Consider the following 15,335-nt stretch of genomic DNA (forward strand, 5'->3'; position numbering starts at 1 on the left):
AGGAGATGTTCGAGGCGGTGCTCTCGGGCGCGAGCGATCCCGACATCGAGGGTGTCGAGGTGGTGCGCCGCCCGGCGCTGACGGTGTCGCCGGTGGACATGCTGGAAGCCGACGGCTACCTGCTCGGCAGCCCCGTCAATCTCGGGTACCTCAGCGGCGCACTCAAGCACGCCTTCGACCAGTCCTACTATCAGATCCTGGATTCCACCCGGGGCCGTCCGTTCGGATTGTGGTTGCACGGCAACGAGGGGACCGAGGGCGCCGAGCGCGCGATCACCGGGATCACCGGGGGTCTGGGCTGGGTGAAGGCCGCTGACTACGTGGTGGTTTCGGGTAAACCCAGTCAGGCCGACCTGGAGGCGTGCTGGAATCTCGGGGCCACCGTCGCGGCTCAGCTGATGGGCTGAGCCGCCATCGCCGAATAGCCTTCGCGCACACTGGGGTACCGCGGTATCCACCCAGTCACCTCCCGGAAGCGGGCGTTGCTCACTCGCAATGACCGGGTCATCGAGGTGGACCGGTCACCGAGCAGCAGGGCAGCCGGGCCGGGACCGCGCAGCCAGGCGGACGCCCCGACCGCCGCGGCCATCGCTTCCACATTCGCACGCGCGGTGACAGGCTCGTCGTCCACGATGTTGTAGGTCCCACCGGGGCAGTCCAGCGCGGCCACCACGGCGTCGGCGCCGTCGGCGAGGTGGATCGACGATACATAACTGTCGGGCCTGCCCGCCGTGAACCCGACGTGACGGCGCGCCATCGCCATGAGCTGCTCGCTGTGCGCGGCACCGCGACCGTAGAACATGCCGAAGCGCAGGATCACTGCGGTGCCGCCGAAGCGCTGCGCGTTGGCCTCCGCGGCGTGATTGCCCGTCGCAATGAAATAGGTTTCGGTGGGCCAGCTTTCGTCGATCCAGCGATCCGCGCCGGCGCGGTAGATCATCACCACCGACTCCTGCACCAGGCGCCGGACCCCCGCCGCGGCCGCCGCGTCGACCACCGCGGCAGATCCGTCGCTGCGGATGCGATGACAGTCCGTCCACGCCGATCTGAGCAGGAACCGGTGCGTCGGCGGCAGCGCGGAGGCCAGGTTCAGCACCGCGTCGTGGCCTGCGAATGCCGACGCGAGTGCGTCGCGGTCGAACAGCGACACCGGCACCGGAGTGGCACCCTGGCGGCGCAGGACCGCCGCCGTCGCGGGGCTCCGCGCCAGCGCCGAGACGGTGTGCCCGTCGGCGATGAGTGCAGGCACCGTGTATCCGCCGATGGCGCCGGTGCCTCCGGTCACGAAGACGCGCATCAGCCGCCGAACGTCATCGGCATCGACACCGGCCCACGGATGGCGGGGGTGTCCCGCCAGCTCGCCTGACCGATGAGCACCGGGCGGCGGGCCAGGATTCTCGGCAGCGCGATGGCGAGCTCGAGCTGTGCCAGCGCCGCGCCCAGGCAGTAGTGGGCGCCGTACCCGAACGACAGCGCAGCCGGTCCGCCGCGGTCCAGCCGGAACCGGTCGGGTTCGTCGAAGACGGCGGGGTCGCGGTTGGCTGCGGCGATCGCCACCAGGGTGCTCTGGCCGGCCGCGATCTTGACGCCGTCGAGTACATGATCCGCGGTGGCGGTGCGGACGGTGGACTGCACCGGCGCATCGAGCCGGATCAGTTCGGCGGCCACCGCCGGGTCCGCCGGATCGATCCGGTCCGCGATGCGGGCACCGTCGGCGTCCGGCGTGAGCAACGTGTCCATCGCCGCGCCAAGCAGATTCGCGGTGGTCTCGTGGCCCGCGACCGCGATGAGGATGGCCGTCATCACCACTTCTTCGAGCGCCAGGTCGGGGTCACCGGCGATGAAACTGAACAGGTCATCGCCGGGGTGGGCACGCCGGTCGGCGGCAATCGGCAGGAACGCGGCCATCAGCATGGCCGACGCCGTGGTGCCTGCGATCATCTCGTCCGGCTCGGCCAGGGTCCCCAGCATGCGGATGATGACGGGGGAGACCTCGCGCAGCAGATGGGCGGCAGCGGCGTCGAGGTCGAGCCACGCACTGATGACGGCGACGGGCAGGGGTAGCGCAATGTCGGCCATGAAGTCGAACTCACGTCCCGTGGCGGAGTGGCAGATCAGGTCGTCGGCGACCGACTGCACACCTGTTCCGAGGTCGGCAACGAAGTTGCGGGTGAACACGTCACGGACCGAGCCACGCAGCCGCTGATGCTCGGCGCCGTCGGCGAAAAGCATGGATCCGCGGGAGAATTCGCGAGTGACGGCATCCGCGGATGCCAGCGCGAGGGCGTTCGCGAACGGATCGCTGGTCCAGCCGGTGCCGCCGAGCACCTCGCGAGCGGCGTCATAACTCAGCACCAGCCAGGCCTGGGCGGCCTCGTCCCACACCACGTTTCCCTCGCGGCGCCGGGCCGCGTAGAACTCGTAAGGGTTTTCGGCATCCCAGGGCAGACGTGCCCCGGTGGCCTCAGCGCTGGTCATGCTGCTCCAGTCCGAATGGCAGGCCGCGCTCCCTGACCCAGGCGACGTGCTGCCGTCCGAGATCGCTGACCGGCTCTGCGGCGCCGTCCATGTCGTCGAGCATGGCCCGGGCGTCGTAGGTGGCATGCAGTGTCGACAGGATCGCATTCATCGACAGGTTGAGTCGGGAGAAGAACACGAAGTCCGGTGGCACTGTCATCCTGCGCATGGGGTGATCGGCGGATCGCACGTCGATGAGGTATTCGATGGCACGGGCGGACGATTCCTCGCCATAGGTCGCCGGTTGGGGGCCGAGGACTTCATGGATGATGCCCGCGTACCACTGGAAGGTCTCATCGGCGGTGAGGGTGGAATCCATTGTCAGGAATCCACTTTCGACCATCAGCCTGCGTAGGTCGTCTTTGCGCCGATTGACCGCGGTGTGCATCATGGTCACGATGCGGCGGCGTTGGGTTTCGGTCAGGACCTTCACACAACCGAAGTCGAGGAAACCCACGGAGCCGTCCTCGCCGAACCGGTAGTTGCCGGGGTGCGGATCGGCGTGGAACAGGTTCCCGTGGCGATAGGAGCCGGTGATGAACCGCGTGAGCACCTCGGCCCAGGCGTCCTTGAGCTGCTGGTCGGCGTCTTGGGCTGCGGCCCAATCCCATCCGTCGAGGTACGTCATGGTCAGAACGCGATCGGCCGAGGCTTCGGCAACGACGTCGGGCACCCGGATGAACGGGTGCCCGCGGTACAGGTCGGCGAAGGCAGTGATGTGGGCCGCCTCTTGCCGGTAGTCGAGCTCTTCGGAGATACGCGCCGAAATCTCGGCTGCGGCCTCGCCGATATCGGGCAGCGCCGCTCCCAAGGTGCCTGCTGCGCCCGCGGCGAACCGGAAGACGGTCGACAGCAACTCGGTGTTGGACAGATCGTCGCGGATGGCCTGTGCCACACCGGGATATTGGATCTTCACCGCGACCCGACGGCCGTCGTGCAGCGTCGCGCGATGCACCTGCCCTATCGACGCCGCGGCCATCGGTTCGCTGCCGAAGTCGGCGAACACGTCGCCGACGGGGCGGCCGAGCTCGTCCTCCAGGACGCGGCGGGCCAGCGCGGGATCCATCGGAGGGGCGTCGGCCTGAAGCCGGGTCAGCGCTTTCTGATAGGGCGTGAGCTCGCCGACGCCGACGGCCGCGGGATCCACCATGGACACCAGCTGGCCGGCTTTCATCAGCACACCCTTGGAGTGGCCGAGCAGGTCCGCGTACCGCTCGGCAGTGCGCTCATGGAAGCGTTCGACCGCGCCGGCGTCGCCTGTTTTCTCGCGCAGACCGGCCACCACCCGTCCACCGGCGGCGCGGGCGGTGAATCCCGCCACGGGCATCGTGCGGCGTATCCGGCCGCGCGGCACGTCACCTGCCATCGTGCTGCTCCCGCCCGTTGTATAGTGTGGTCCTACCGAATATATGTACTCACTTATGGATGGTCAAGGGTGGACATCTCGACGAAGGAACGACTGGTCAACGAGGGCATGCGGCTGTTCGGCGCGCAGGGCTACCGGGCGACCAGCATCAATCAGATCGAGAAGGCCGCCGGTCTGGTTCCTGGCTGTGGCGCGCTCTACAACCACTTCAAGTCCAAGGAAGCCCTGCTCGCCGCGGGCATCGACCGTCAACTGGACCGGCGCCGGGCCATGCGCGATATCAGCGCACTGTTCGCCGGTCTGGGGGACCTGCGCACCGAGCTGACCTTGCTGTGTCGCTACCTGTTCAACGTTCTGGATAGGGAGAGCGAGTTCCTGCAGGTCGCCGCGCGGACTCCGGCCGAGGATTCCACCCGGGTGCAGGACGCCTACGCCGCCCTGGTCGAGGGGTTGTACTCCGAACTCGCCGACTGGCTCGCGGCATGCGCGCCGGATCTGGCGTCGGCCGATGCCCGCCGGGTCGCCGCCTTCGGCGTGAACGCCCTGCTGGGAAAGCGGGTCAGCCACATCGTGTTCCGCACCGCGCAGGTCGACACCCCGGACGAGGAGTACGTCGCCGAATGGACGGCCATGCTGGCCCAGCGGATCGAGTCCCTGCGTCAAAACTGACGCGGACGGTAGGCTCGCCGCTATGCCTGGCATCGCTGAACTAGCCCTCGGAGCCGCGCCCATCGCCGGCGGCGCCATGCTGGGGGTCATTGCGGGCAACCTCAAGCCGCCGGACGTACGAGGGCTGATTGCCAAGGATCTCGATCTGCTCGACCGCATTCCGCCGGAGCAGGTGGAGCGGCGGGAACGGCTGCAGGCCAGCATCGATCAGCGCATCGACGAGTTGATCACCGCGGGCGAACGAAGCCGGGAGCTCCGCGAGGCGGCGATGTCCTATCGCGGGAACTGGCGCGACATCGTCGTGTTCCTCTGTGCGGTGCTGTTCACGATCGTGTGGTGGAACGTCAACCACAGCCGCGCCAACTGGCTGGTGATGTTCATCGCGATGATTGTGGTGTCGGTGGCGGCAGGGATCTACGCCGGGCGCGGAATCATGCGCGCCGTGCGGTCGTTCCTGCACCGCCACGACGGCAATCAGTAGTGGAACGTGTCCGACGGTGCGGGCACATGATCCGGATCGTCGCCGAACTCGGACTCGTGGATCCCGTAGGCCTTGGCCAGGTCCAGGATCTTGTCGGCACGCGCGATGCGCGGTAGGTCCGAACCGTTGCGGATCTCGCCCCCGTCGCGCTGGAACTCGGCGAAAAACTCGCGCGCCCAGCTGATTTCCTCCTGCGAGGGCGACAAACCCTCGTTCACGGTCGCGCACTGTTCCGGGGTCAGGCAGATCTTCCCCGTCATGCCGAACTCGGCCGACACGGCGGTGGCCTCGCTGAGTTTGCGGGCACTGGATCCGACCGTCGGCCCGTCGATGGCGCTGGGTAGCTGAGCAGCCTTGGCGGCGATGGTGAAGCGGGACCGCGCGTAGGCCAGCGTGGCGGGGTTGTCCCCGAAGCCGGTGTCCCGGCGGAAATCGCCGATGCCGAACGCCAGCCGGAAGGTGCCCTTGGCCGCGGCGATCTCGGTGATGCGCTCCAGTCCGCGGGCCGTCTCGACCAGTGCCACGATCGGCACATCCGGCAGCCGGCGGGCAGTCTCGGTGACATGGTCTACGGACTCGACCATCGCGAGCATGACGCCACCGACCGCGGTGCCGCTCAGCATCTCCAGGTCATCGGCCCACCACGGCGTGCCGAATCCGTTGATCCTGACCCAGTCGGTGTTGCCCTCACTCAGCCAGCGCACCACATTGGCCCGCGCGGAATCCTTGTCCTTGGGCGCGACGGCGTCTTCGATGTCGAGGATCACCACGTCGGCCCGGGACCGCGCGGCTGGGGCGAAACGGTCGTACTGGGCGCCGTTGACCAGCAGCCAGCTGCGGGCGAGTACCGGGTCGATACGGAATCCCGACTCGCCGGGATCGGGTTCGGACGTGCTGGGCTGGTCGTACACGCCGTCAATCGTCGCTTACCGGCTAGGCCGAGGCCAAAGCGGCCCCAAATACCCGCTCGGTGTTGTCCCAATGCCGCTGCGCGGCAGCTTCGTCGTACACCGCGGCATGATCGGGCACAGCGAATCCGTGCGCGGCGGAATAGAACTCGATGGTGTGCTCGACGGCCGCACCGCTCAGGGCGTCCTCGAGCCGTTTGCCGTCCTCCTCGGTGAAGGAAGCATCGTTCTCGGCCGCGCCGACGTACACCACGGCCTGAATCTTGTCGGCCAGCAGATGCGGGCTGTCCGGATCGTCCGCGACGGCGATCCGGCCGCCATGGAACGACAGCGCTGCCGCGACCCGCTCGGGCACGCGGGTCGCGACGATCAGCGACGCCCGTCCGCCCATGCAGTAACCGGTGGTGCCGAACTTCTCACCGGTCACGTCGGGCCGAGCCTCGAGGTAGTCGAAGAACGCCTCGGCGTCGGCTGCGAAGATCTCGGGGGTGAGCGTGCCCATCAGTTCGAAGAGCTCTTTGCGCTGTTGCTGGTCGGTGAACACGGTGGCGAGGTCGAAGGGCCCCCAGCCCGGGCTGCGGTAGTAGACATCGGGCACCAGCACGACATAGCCGAAACCGGCCAACTTGGCGGCCATCTCCTGCATGGCGGGGCGCAGGCCGCCGGCATCGGGAAACAGGACGACCCCGGGCCACGGGCCCGTTCCGTCCGGGGTGGCGACAGCGACGGGGCAGGTGCCGTCGGCGGTGGTGATCGTGTCTTGGGTGATCGGCATGGTGTCCGTTGTACTCCAGTGCTCCAGACGTAAACTGTGGGCGTGCCCATCGAGACCCCTTACGAGGATCTGCTGCGCCTGGTGCTGGAGCGGGGCACGCCGAAATCCGATCGCACAGGTACCGGTACCCGCAGCCTGTTCGGTCATCAGATGCGCTACGACCTGACCGCCGGTTTCCCGCTGCTCACCACCAAGAAGGTGCACACCAAGTCCATCGTCTACGAACTGCTGTGGTTCCTGCGCGGCGACTCCAACGTGCGCTGGCTCCAGGAGCGCGGTGTCACCATCTGGGACGAATGGGCTTCCGCGACAGGCGATCTGGGTCCGGTTTACGGTGTTCAGTGGCGGTCCTGGCCGACACCGTCGGGTGAACACATCGACCAGATCAGCGCGGCGCTCGAGCTGCTGCGGGCCGACCCGGACTCGCGGCGCAACATCGTCTCGGCGTGGAACGTCGGGGAGATCCCGCAGATGGCGCTGCCCCCGTGCCACGCGTTCTTCCAGTTCTACGTGGCTGACGGCCGGCTGAGCTGCCAGCTGTATCAGCGCAGTGCCGACCTTTTTCTCGGCGTGCCGTTCAATATCGCCAGCTACGCGCTGCTCACCCACATGATGGCGGCCCAGGCCGGCTTGGCGGTGGGGGAGTTCGTCTGGACGGGCGGGGACTGCCACATCTACGACAATCACGTCGAGCAGGTCACCCTGCAGCTCTCCCGCGATCCGCGACCGTATCCGGAACTGGTTCTTGCTCAGCGTGATTCGATCTTCGACTACACCTACGACGACGTCGAATTCAAGAACTACGACCCGCATCCGGGGATCAAGGCACCCGTCGCGGTATGAGGTTGATCTGGGCCCAGTCCACCTCGGGTGTGATCGGCCGGGACAACGGCATCCCGTGGCGCCTGCCCGAGGACCAGGCCCGGTTCAAGGAACTGACCATGGGTCAGCCCGTGATCATGGGCAGGCTCACCTGGGAGTCGCTGCCGGCCAAAGTGCGCCCGCTGCCCGGACGTCGGAACGTCGTGGTGACCCGTGACGCGAGCTATGCCCCCGACGGGGCCGAAGTGATCAGCGCGCTGCCCGCCGACCTGGACGGCTGGGTGATCGGCGGCGCCCAGCTGTACGCCCTGGCGCTGCCGTCGGCGGATCGCCTCGAGGTCACCGAGATCGACGTGGACGTGGACGGCGACGCGTTCGCACCGGTCCTCGACGACACCTGGACGGTCGATCGCGGTGAGTGGCTGACCAGCAGCTCCGGGCTGTGCTACCGGTTCTGCAGCTACCACCGCGCATGACGGCGTATGTCTCCGTCCCCGCCGGCCCCGGTCCGCATCCCGGGGTGCTCGTGATGCATTCCGCGCTGGGGCTCGGGGACCTGGTGCGCCGGCGCGCCGATGACCTGGCCGCACTCGGTTACGTGGCGCTGGCACCCGACATGTACGGCGTCGGCCGCGAGCTGAGCCGCGAGGAGAGCGGACCGCACTTCCTGGCGCTGCAGAACGACCCGGCCGAGCTCCGGGTCCGGGTGCGAGCGGCCTTCGACGCCCTGGCCGCCCGAGACGACGTCGACGCGGCACGCATCGGAGCGATCGGGTACTGCTTCGGCGGTCAGTGCGCTCTGGAGCTCGCACGCAGCGGAGCGCAGGTGCGGGCGGTGGTGAGCTTCCACGGGCTGCTGCGCACCTCGTCGCCCGCCTCCGCCGGCGCCGTGCACGCCGAGGTGTTGTCGATCTCCGGGGCGCTGGACCCCTACATTCCGGCGGCCGACGTCGCGGATTTCCAACACGAGATGACCGCGTCCGGGGCGCGATGGCAGACCACCGTGTACAGCGAGGGCCGACACGCGTTCACCGACCCGGCGACCGGCGACATCCCGGGAACCGGGTATGACCCGGTGCTGGACCGGTTGTCCTGGGCGCAAGCCGTGGTCTTCCTCGACGTGTCCGTGTTGTCGGTGGCATAGGGAACGATGGCCCGGTGCCCTCTCTGACGCTTGCACAGGCCCGTCGCGTCGCCGCCGCCGCGCAAGGCTTCCATGAACCGCGGCCCGCGGGTGCGGTCACCCGCGCGCACCTGAAACGCCTGATCTCCAGAATCCAGGTGTTGCAACTGGATTCGGTGTCTGTGTGCGTGCGCGCCCATTATGCGCCGGTGTTCAGCAGGCTCGGCGCCTACGACCGCGACGTGTTGGACAGGGCCGCGTGGAGTCACAGCGCGCGGGCGCCGCGGCTGCTGGTCGAGTACTGGGCCCACGAGGCCGCGCTGATGGCCGTGGAGGACTGGCCGCTGCTGCGGTGGCGGATGCGGGAGTACACCCACGGCCGCTGGGGCACCGAGATCGTGCGCAATAACAAGCGGCTGGCCGAGGACGTGATCGCCGCCGTCGACACCTTGGGGCCCTCGACGGCCGGACAGATCGAGGCGCATCTGGAATCCGAGCCTCGCGGGCGCAAAGGTCCGTGGTGGGACCGCAGCGACACCAAGTGGGTGGCCGAGGCCCTGTTCGCGTCGGGTCGGTTGACGACGGCGACGCGGGTGGGCTTTGCGCGGCACTACGACCTCACCGAGAAGGTGCTGCCGCCGGAGGTGCTGGCCCGCAACGTGGACGATCAGGAAGCGTTGCGGGAGTTGATCTTGCGTGCGGCCGGTGCGCTCGGGGTGGCGACCGAGACGGATCTGCGGGACTACTTTCGGCTGAACCCGAAGCAGAGCAAACCCACCGTGGCGGCGTTGGTCGCCGAGGGTCTCCTCGAAGAGGTGGATATCGATGGTGCGCCTGCTTATCTGCGTGCCGGTGTCCGGATCCCGCGTGTCGACCGGGGTACGGCGCTGCTGTGCCCGTTCGATCCGCTGATCTTCTTCCGGCCCCGGGTGGAGCGGCTGTTCAATTTCCGGTATCGCATCGAGATCTACGTGCCGGCACCGAAGCGCCAATTCGGTTACTACGTCTGGCCTTTCCTGCTCGACGGTGAACTGGTGGGCCGGGTGGATCTCAAACGCACCGAGGGAGCGTTGCATGTGGTCGGCGCCTTCACCGAGGACGGCCAGGACCGGTCCCGGGTGGCCCCGGCACTGGCCGTCGAGTTGCAGTCGATGGCGTCGTGGCTGGGTGTCGGTGCGGTGAGCGTAGGGGATCGCGGGGATCTGGTGGGCGATCTGCGGCGCTGGGTGTAGGCACTCGAGTGCGGAAAGCGATATCGCGGGCGATATCGGTCTCCGCGGTCGAACCACCCCATCGTGCGCGTCGACACCGACGACTGCGAGCCCTGTGCACAGATTCGGCCGAAAACGTGTGCACAGGCCCCACAGTGAAGCGGCCAGCTGCTCAACTCAACGGAATATCGTTGTCGCCCTTGGTTTCCTGATACCGCTCCGACAACACGGTGTAGCGGTCGGTGATCCGCTGTCGCTGGGCGCGCAGTTCGGTGCGCAGCGGTTCGTCTTCGGCCTCCACCATCGCCGGAATGGAATAGGCCGTCCAGAACGCATTGGTGCGCCGATAGCCGCCCGGCTCCAGGCCGAACACTTCTTTCAGGATCTTCAGATCGTGCGGGATCGCGAAGGCGTCGCGAGAGTCCTCGTGGCTAAAGAAGTAGTAGAAATTGTCGAAACCGGCCCACGTGATCGCCGACATGCACATCGTGCACGGTTCGTGAGTGGAGAGAAACAGCAGCTCCGAGGTCGGCGGATGCTGGGGAAGCTCGTAGAACTGTTTGAGAGTGTGCACCTCGCCGTGCCACAGGGGGTTGTCGGTCTCGTCGTTGGTTCCGGCGAGCACCAGCGAATGGTCGGACTTGCGCAGGATCGCCGCACCGAACACCTTGTTTCCCGCGCCGACGCCGTCCTCGGTGAGCGGGAGAACCTCGAGATCGATGACGTCGAGCAGGCGGCGGGTGAGGCTCATGCGCGACTCTAACGCCGCCCGGGCGGGCTCGCACCGTGGTTGCCGGGCTCCGTGGCACCCCGGGGTGCATAAATCGGGTGTACCACCGGGTAATCTTGGTGCCCGTGAGCACCACCGGAATCGACGTCAGCGCACGCTTGGGCACCGTGCTGACTGCCATGGTGACGCCGTTCGGCCCGGACGGCTCGCTTGATCTGGCTGGTGCGAAGAAGGTAGCCAAGCATCTGGTCGACTCGGGATGCGATGGCCTGGTGATTTCCGGCACCACCGGCGAGTCGCCCACCACCACCGACGACGAGAAGATCGCGCTGCTCGAAGCCGTGCTGGAGGAAGTCGGCGATCGTGCGCGGATCATCGCGGGCGCCGGCAGCTACGACACCGCGCACAGCGTGCACCTGGCCAAGGCCAGTGCCGCCGCAGGCGCGCACGGTCTGCTGGTGGTGACGCCGTACTACTCGCGGCCGTCGCAGCGCGGTCTGGTGGCGCACTTCACCACCGTCGCCGACGCCACCGAATTGCCGGTCATCCTCTACGACATTCCGCCGCGATCGGTGGTCCCCATCGAGTGGGAGACCATCCGGACGTTGGCCGTGCACCCCAACATCGTCGCGGTGAAGGACGCCAAGGGCGACCTGTATGGCGGCGGTCAGATCATCGCCGAGACCGGTATCACCTATTACTCCGGTGACGACGCGCTGAACCTGCCGTGGCTGGCGGTTGGCGCGGTCGGCTTCATCAGCGTCTGGGGTCACGTGGCCGCCGGACAACTGCGAGAGATGCTGTCGGCCTTCAACTCCGGCGATACCGCCACCGCACGCAAGATCAACGCCGCGCTCTGGCCGCTCGGTGAGGCACAGTCCCGGCTGGGCGGAGTGACGATGTCCAAGGAAGCGCTGCGGCTGAACGGTATCGAGGCGGGCAACCCGCGGCTGCCCCAGGTGCCCGCCGAACCTGCCGAGGTCGAGGCGCTGGCGGCCGACCTGCGCGCGGCCGGCGTGCTGCGATGACGGCCGAATTGGCTCCGCCGGGACCGCTGGCTCCGGGTGCCCTGCGCGTGACGGCGCTGGGTGGCATCGGCGAAATCGGCCGCAACATGACCGTTTTCGAGCACCTCGGCAGATTGTTGATCATCGACTGCGGCGTGCTGTTCCCGAATCACGACGAGCCCGGTGTCGACCTGATCCTGCCGGACATCCGGCACGTCGAGAACCGCCTCGACGAGATCGATGCCGTCGTCATCACTCATGGGCACGAGGATCACATCGGGGCCATCCCGCATCTGCTGAAGCTGCGGCGCGACATTCCGATCGTCGGCTCGAAGTTCACGTTGGCGTTGGTCGCCGAGAAATGCCGTGAGCATCGCATCAAGCCGGTGTTCGTCGAGGTCGCGGAGGGTCAGCGCACCACGCACGGCGTCTTCGAGTGCCAGTACTTCGCCGTGAACCACTCGATTCCCGGGTGCCTGGCCATCGCGCTGCACACCGGAGCGGGCACCGTGCTGGCCACGGGCGACATCAAACTCGACCAGATGCCCCTCGACGGCCGGCCCACCGACCTGCCCGGCATGTCGCGTCTCGGCGACGCGGGTGTCGACCTGTTCCTGTGTGACTCGACGAACTCGGAGCATCCCGGGGTCAGCCCGTCGGAGAGCGAGATCGGGCCGACGTTGCACCGGCTGATCCGCGGTGCCGACGGTCGGGTGATCGTGGCGTGCTTCGCCTCGAACGTCGACCGCGTGCAACAGATCATCGACGCCGCAGTCGCGTTGGGGCGCAGCGTGTCCTTCGTCGGCCGGTCCATGGTGCGCAACATGGGTATCGCCCGCGATCTCGGCTACCTGACGGTCGACGACTCCAACGTCATCGACATCGGCGCAGCGGAACTGCTGCCGGCCGACCGGGTGGTGTTGATCACCACCGGTACCCAGGGTGAGCCGATGGCGGCGCTGTCGCGGATGTCGCGCGGCGAGCACCGCAGCATCACGCTCACCGATGGCGATCTGATCATCCTGTCGTCCTCACTGATCCCCGGCAACGAGGAGGCGGTGTACGGCGTCATCGACTCGCTGGCCAAGATCGGGGCCCGCGTGGTCACGAATGCACAAGCGCGCGTGCATGTTACGGGCCACGCCTACGCCGGTGAGCTGATGTTCCTCTACAACGGGGTGCGTCCGCGCAACGTGATGCCGGTGCACGGCACCTGGCGGCACCTGCGGGCGAACTCCAAGCTCGCCGTCCTCAGCGGTGTCCCCGAGGAAAATGTCATGCTGGCCGAGAACGGTGTCAGTGTGGACCTGGTCAACGGTGTGGCCTCCATCGCGGGCGCCGTACCCGTCGGCAAGATGTTCGTCGACGGACTGATCACTGGTGACGTCGGCGAATCCGTGGTCGGCGAACGGCTCACGCTCGCTTCCGGTTTCATCGCCGTGACGGTGGTCGTGCATCGGGGGACGGGCAAGCTGGCCGGCCCCGCCCATTTGCATTCGCGCGGTTTCTCCGAGGATCCCAAGGCGCTCGATGCCGCAGCGTTGAAGGTGCAGCAGGCGCTGGAATCCCTGGCAGCGGAGAAGGTCACCGATGCGACCCGCATCGCCCAGGCCGCACGCCGCGCCGTCGGCAAGTGGGTCGGCGAGGTGTACCGCCGGCAGCCCATGATCGTGCCGACGGTCATCGAGATCTAGTCACACCCGCACGGCGACCACGGCCCACTCGATCGGGGACGCGGTCAGTTTCCGGCCCGTCGGCCGGATATAGGTGTCCCGGTAGTAACTCGGACCGGCCTGCTCGATGAGCCGCCATCCGTAGCCCGCGACGATCTCCTCGACCTGCTCGGGCACGAAGCCGGACTTCCATACTTCGCTGCGTTGCCGGAATCGGCGGTACAGCGAACGCGCACCGTAGAGGTTCGTGCCGTCGATGAAATCCTGCCGCACATAGGTGAAGATCAACCGGCTGCCGGGTGCGACAGCGCGCAGCTGCTCGAACGTGGCGTGCAGTGCTTCTCGGGTGAGGTACTGAGTGACGCCCTCCCAGATGAACAAGCTGTGTCCGGTGTCGTGAAATCCATTGTCGGCCAGGGCCGCCATCACGTTTTCGCGTTCGAAATCCACGGTCACCAGGCGCACGGACGCGGGCACCGCACCGAGAACCCGTTGCACCGTCGCGGTTTTACGCTCGATGTTGATCTGTTGATCGACCTCGAACACCGGCAGATCGCTGTAGCGGGCGATCCGGTACGGGCGGGTATCCAATCCTGATCCGAGGATGACGATGGCATCGAATTCGGTGACGGGATCGGAGACACGTTCGTCGATATAGCGTTTGCGGCACACGATGCTGGTCCACGTCCCGGGCGCGGACCGGTCCGAGGAGGCCATCAGCGCGCGTCGCACCATTCCGATGCGCGCCATCTTCACCAGGGCGCGCAAGCCGCCCGGAAGGAAGGATTCGGCGAGGTCGTCGTCGACAAGTCGGCGCTCCGGCGGCTCATGTTGTTCGACGGCTGCCAGCACCATCGGCCCGAAGGCCGTCTGCGCCTCTGGATTCCCCGCCATCAACTGCCCCCATGCTCGCCGTTACCGCTTGTTGACGTACCCCGCATCCACCGGAAGCGCCACCCCCGTGACGTATCGCGCCGAATCCGACACCAACCAGTACACCGCATTGGCGATGTCTTCGGGTTCCAGCGTCTGTACGGGCAGCGCGTTTCGCATATCCGGGCCCTGCAGTGACTCCTTGGCCATGCCCTCCAGCCAGGACCGGGTGAACTCGTTGTCGATCATCGGCGTGTTCACCCCGGCGGGATGTACCGAATTCACCCGGATATTGAACTGCGCCAGGAAATTCGCATACACCCGCATCAAGCCGACGATGCCGTGCTTGGCAGCGGCATATCCGACCGACCCGCCGACCGGCGAACCGAGTCCGACCAGCCCGGCCACCGAGCTGGTCAGCACGATGGCCCCGCCGTTGCCGAACTTGATCATCGGCTTCATCGCGACGTCGACGGTGTGATAGACGCCGGTGAGGTTCACGTCGAGCACGTCCTGCCAGGCGTTCTCGTCGGCCATCGGCGCGATACCCGCATTGGCGATCACGATGTCGAGCCGGTCACCGAGTGCCTCGGTGCCGGCCCGCAGCGCGGTCTTGAGTGAATCGCGATCCCGGACATCGGCTTCGGCGGCGACGATGCGCGCCCCGGCCTCTTCCACCAGTTTGACCGTGGCCGCCATGTCGTCGGCCGTGGCCAGGGGATAGGGCACCGACGCGATCTGATTGCACAGGTCGACGGCGATGATGTCGGCGCCTTCGGAAGCCAGTTTCACCGCGTGAGCGCGGCCCTGGCCGCGCGCGGCGCCGGTGATGAAGGCGACCTTGCCGGTCAGGGAACCCACGGCTCTACCGCAACTTGCCCTTGGCGGGGTCACCGGCGACGACGGGCGCCAGCATCTTGATGTCCGGGGCACCGGCCAGGTGCTCGCCGATGGTGGCGAAGAAGGCGCCGACAGCGGGGGCGGTGCTGTGGGTCTTCAGCGCATCCTCGTCGGCCCACTGCTCGACGAAGATGAAGGTGCCGTCGGCCTCGTGCAGCGAGTACAGGTCGCAGCCGGGTTCGGAGTGCACCGCCTCGATCGCCGTCTTGGCGGCCTCGCGGACGAGATCGACGGATTCGGGCTTGACGGGCAGGGTGGCGATGACGGTGACGGGCATGGG

The 15,335-nt window shown here is 67.3% G+C and carries 18 protein-coding genes; 9 read left to right on the forward strand and 9 right to left on the reverse strand.

The features are described 5' to 3' along the window. Positions 1-5: 5 nt before the first annotated feature. Positions 6-407 carry a flavodoxin family protein gene (locus tag AC1DY7_RS10060; RefSeq protein WP_477493800.1) on the forward strand — a complete coding sequence of 134 codons (402 nt, stop codon included), beginning with the start codon at positions 6-8 and terminating at the stop codon, positions 405-407. Here AC1DY7_RS10060 and AC1DY7_RS10065 read toward each other — a convergent pair. Genes AC1DY7_RS10065 through AC1DY7_RS10075 form a run of 3 tightly spaced genes read right to left on the reverse strand, consistent with a single transcriptional unit; the run spans position 392 to position 3,883 of the window. After that, a complete protein-coding gene (locus AC1DY7_RS10065; RefSeq protein ID WP_477493537.1) occupies positions 392-1,297 on the reverse strand; it encodes an NAD-dependent epimerase/dehydratase family protein in 906 nt (301 codons plus the stop codon). The two genes, AC1DY7_RS10060 and AC1DY7_RS10065, sit on opposite strands and share 16 nt — an antisense overlap. Next, positions 1,297-2,478, reverse strand: coding sequence for a cytochrome P450 (locus AC1DY7_RS10070; protein WP_477493538.1), 1,182 nt, complete (start codon positions 2,476-2,478; stop codon positions 1,297-1,299). The genes AC1DY7_RS10065 and AC1DY7_RS10070 overlap by 1 nt, the downstream gene beginning before the upstream one ends. Next, positions 2,465-3,883, reverse strand: a complete 1,419-nt coding sequence (locus AC1DY7_RS10075; RefSeq protein WP_477493539.1) for an ABC1 kinase family protein — start codon at positions 3,881-3,883, stop codon at positions 2,465-2,467. The genes AC1DY7_RS10070 and AC1DY7_RS10075 overlap by 14 nt, the downstream gene beginning before the upstream one ends. Before the next feature lie 108 nt (positions 3,884-3,991). Here AC1DY7_RS10075 and AC1DY7_RS10080 point away from each other — a divergent pair, with 108 nt between their 5' ends. After that, complete coding sequence (locus AC1DY7_RS10080) at positions 3,992-4,552, forward strand: TetR/AcrR family transcriptional regulator (protein WP_477493801.1); 561 nt, start codon at positions 3,992-3,994, stop codon at positions 4,550-4,552. Between the two features lie 22 nt (positions 4,553-4,574). Next, a complete protein-coding gene (locus AC1DY7_RS10085) occupies positions 4,575-5,033 on the forward strand; it encodes a hypothetical protein (RefSeq protein ID WP_477493540.1) in 459 nt (152 codons plus the stop codon). On the opposite strand, the gene AC1DY7_RS10090 is transcribed toward AC1DY7_RS10085, so the two are convergent. Together AC1DY7_RS10090 and AC1DY7_RS10095 are read right to left on the reverse strand one after the other, a co-directional pair. Continuing rightward, the gene (locus tag AC1DY7_RS10090; protein ID WP_477493541.1) at positions 5,027-5,944 is read right to left on the reverse strand and encodes an HpcH/HpaI aldolase/citrate lyase family protein; all 918 of its coding nucleotides are present in this window, start codon (positions 5,942-5,944) and stop codon (positions 5,027-5,029) included. The two genes, AC1DY7_RS10085 and AC1DY7_RS10090, sit on opposite strands and share 7 nt — an antisense overlap. Before the next feature lie 22 nt (positions 5,945-5,966). Further along, positions 5,967-6,716, reverse strand: a complete 750-nt coding sequence (locus tag AC1DY7_RS10095) for a dienelactone hydrolase family protein (protein ID WP_477493542.1) — start codon at positions 6,714-6,716, stop codon at positions 5,967-5,969. Positions 6,717-6,758: 42 nt separating this feature from the next. Here AC1DY7_RS10095 and AC1DY7_RS10100 point away from each other — a divergent pair, with 42 nt between their 5' ends. From AC1DY7_RS10100 to AC1DY7_RS10115, 4 genes are read left to right on the forward strand one after another with little or no spacing between them, the layout of a single operon-like run. Further along, the gene (locus AC1DY7_RS10100) at positions 6,759-7,559 is read left to right on the forward strand and encodes a thymidylate synthase (protein ID WP_477493543.1); all 801 of its coding nucleotides are present in this window, start codon (positions 6,759-6,761) and stop codon (positions 7,557-7,559) included. Continuing rightward, positions 7,556-8,014, forward strand: a complete 459-nt coding sequence (locus AC1DY7_RS10105) for a dihydrofolate reductase (protein WP_477493544.1) — start codon at positions 7,556-7,558, stop codon at positions 8,012-8,014. Before AC1DY7_RS10100 ends, AC1DY7_RS10105 begins: the two co-directional genes overlap by 4 nt. Continuing rightward, positions 8,011-8,682, forward strand: a complete 672-nt coding sequence (locus AC1DY7_RS10110; protein ID WP_477493545.1) for a dienelactone hydrolase family protein — start codon at positions 8,011-8,013, stop codon at positions 8,680-8,682. The genes AC1DY7_RS10105 and AC1DY7_RS10110 overlap by 4 nt, the downstream gene beginning before the upstream one ends. Before the next feature lie 14 nt (positions 8,683-8,696). Beyond that, a complete protein-coding gene (locus AC1DY7_RS10115; RefSeq protein WP_477493546.1) occupies positions 8,697-9,893 on the forward strand; it encodes a winged helix-turn-helix domain-containing protein in 1,197 nt (398 codons plus the stop codon). 151 nt (positions 9,894-10,044) lie between these two features. On the opposite strand, the gene AC1DY7_RS10120 is transcribed toward AC1DY7_RS10115, so the two are convergent. After that, entirely contained in the window at positions 10,045-10,623 is a 579-nt protein-coding gene (locus tag AC1DY7_RS10120) for a tRNA-specific adenosine deaminase (RefSeq protein WP_477493547.1), read from the reverse strand. Between the two features lie 104 nt (positions 10,624-10,727). Here AC1DY7_RS10120 and dapA point away from each other — a divergent pair, with 104 nt between their 5' ends. Beyond that, a complete protein-coding gene (gene dapA / locus AC1DY7_RS10125; RefSeq protein WP_477493548.1) occupies positions 10,728-11,630 on the forward strand; it encodes a 4-hydroxy-tetrahydrodipicolinate synthase in 903 nt (300 codons plus the stop codon). After that, positions 11,627-13,303: a ribonuclease J gene (locus AC1DY7_RS10130; protein ID WP_477493549.1), complete on the forward strand. Its 1,677-nt coding sequence runs from the start codon at positions 11,627-11,629 to the stop codon at positions 13,301-13,303. The genes dapA and AC1DY7_RS10130 overlap by 4 nt, the downstream gene beginning before the upstream one ends. Here the strand turns inward: AC1DY7_RS10130 and AC1DY7_RS10135 are convergent, their stop codons facing one another. The 3 genes from AC1DY7_RS10135 to AC1DY7_RS10145 are packed head-to-tail and all read right to left on the reverse strand — an operon-like array spanning position 13,304 to position 15,332. Beyond that, entirely contained in the window at positions 13,304-14,176 is an 873-nt protein-coding gene (locus AC1DY7_RS10135; protein ID WP_477493550.1) for an SAM-dependent methyltransferase, read from the reverse strand. A 21-nt stretch (positions 14,177-14,197) separates the two neighbouring features. Beyond that, positions 14,198-15,016 (reverse strand): mycofactocin-coupled SDR family oxidoreductase, encoded by an 819-nt coding sequence (locus AC1DY7_RS10140; protein WP_477493551.1) that lies wholly within the window; start codon positions 15,014-15,016, stop codon positions 14,198-14,200. A 4-nt stretch (positions 15,017-15,020) separates the two neighbouring features. Next, the gene (locus AC1DY7_RS10145; protein WP_477493552.1) at positions 15,021-15,332 is read right to left on the reverse strand and encodes a putative quinol monooxygenase; all 312 of its coding nucleotides are present in this window, start codon (positions 15,330-15,332) and stop codon (positions 15,021-15,023) included. Positions 15,333-15,335: the final 3 nt, after the last annotated feature.

This window comes from Mycobacterium sp. P2_H7, assembly GCF_056403275.1.

Bases quoted from the DNA above. Each gene is read 5' to 3' on its own strand.
- AC1DY7_RS10060 (WP_477493800.1), top strand. From the start codon at position 6: ATGTTCGAGGCGGTGCTCTCGGGCGCGAGCGATCCCGACATCGAGGGT.
- AC1DY7_RS10065 (WP_477493537.1), bottom strand. From the start codon at position 1,297: ATGCGCGTCTTCGTGACCGGAGGCACCGGCGCCATCGGCGGATACACG.
- AC1DY7_RS10070 (WP_477493538.1), bottom strand. From the start codon at position 2,478: ATGACCAGCGCTGAGGCCACCGGGGCACGTCTGCCCTGGGATGCCGAA.
- AC1DY7_RS10075 (WP_477493539.1), bottom strand. From the start codon at position 3,883: ATGGCAGGTGACGTGCCGCGCGGCCGGATACGCCGCACGATGCCCGTG.
- AC1DY7_RS10080 (WP_477493801.1), top strand. From the start codon at position 3,992: ATGCGGCTGTTCGGCGCGCAGGGCTACCGGGCGACCAGCATCAATCAG.
- AC1DY7_RS10085 (WP_477493540.1), top strand. From the start codon at position 4,575: ATGCCTGGCATCGCTGAACTAGCCCTCGGAGCCGCGCCCATCGCCGGC.
- AC1DY7_RS10095 (WP_477493542.1), bottom strand. From the start codon at position 6,716: ATGCCGATCACCCAAGACACGATCACCACCGCCGACGGCACCTGCCCC.
- AC1DY7_RS10105 (WP_477493544.1), top strand. From the start codon at position 7,556: ATGAGGTTGATCTGGGCCCAGTCCACCTCGGGTGTGATCGGCCGGGAC.
- AC1DY7_RS10110 (WP_477493545.1), top strand. From the start codon at position 8,011: ATGACGGCGTATGTCTCCGTCCCCGCCGGCCCCGGTCCGCATCCCGGG.
- AC1DY7_RS10120 (WP_477493547.1), bottom strand. From the start codon at position 10,623: ATGAGCCTCACCCGCCGCCTGCTCGACGTCATCGATCTCGAGGTTCTC.
- AC1DY7_RS10130 (WP_477493549.1), top strand. From the start codon at position 11,627: ATGACGGCCGAATTGGCTCCGCCGGGACCGCTGGCTCCGGGTGCCCTG.
- AC1DY7_RS10135 (WP_477493550.1), bottom strand. From the start codon at position 14,176: ATGGCGGGGAATCCAGAGGCGCAGACGGCCTTCGGGCCGATGGTGCTG.
- AC1DY7_RS10145 (WP_477493552.1), bottom strand. From the start codon at position 15,332: ATGCCCGTCACCGTCATCGCCACCCTGCCCGTCAAGCCCGAATCCGTC.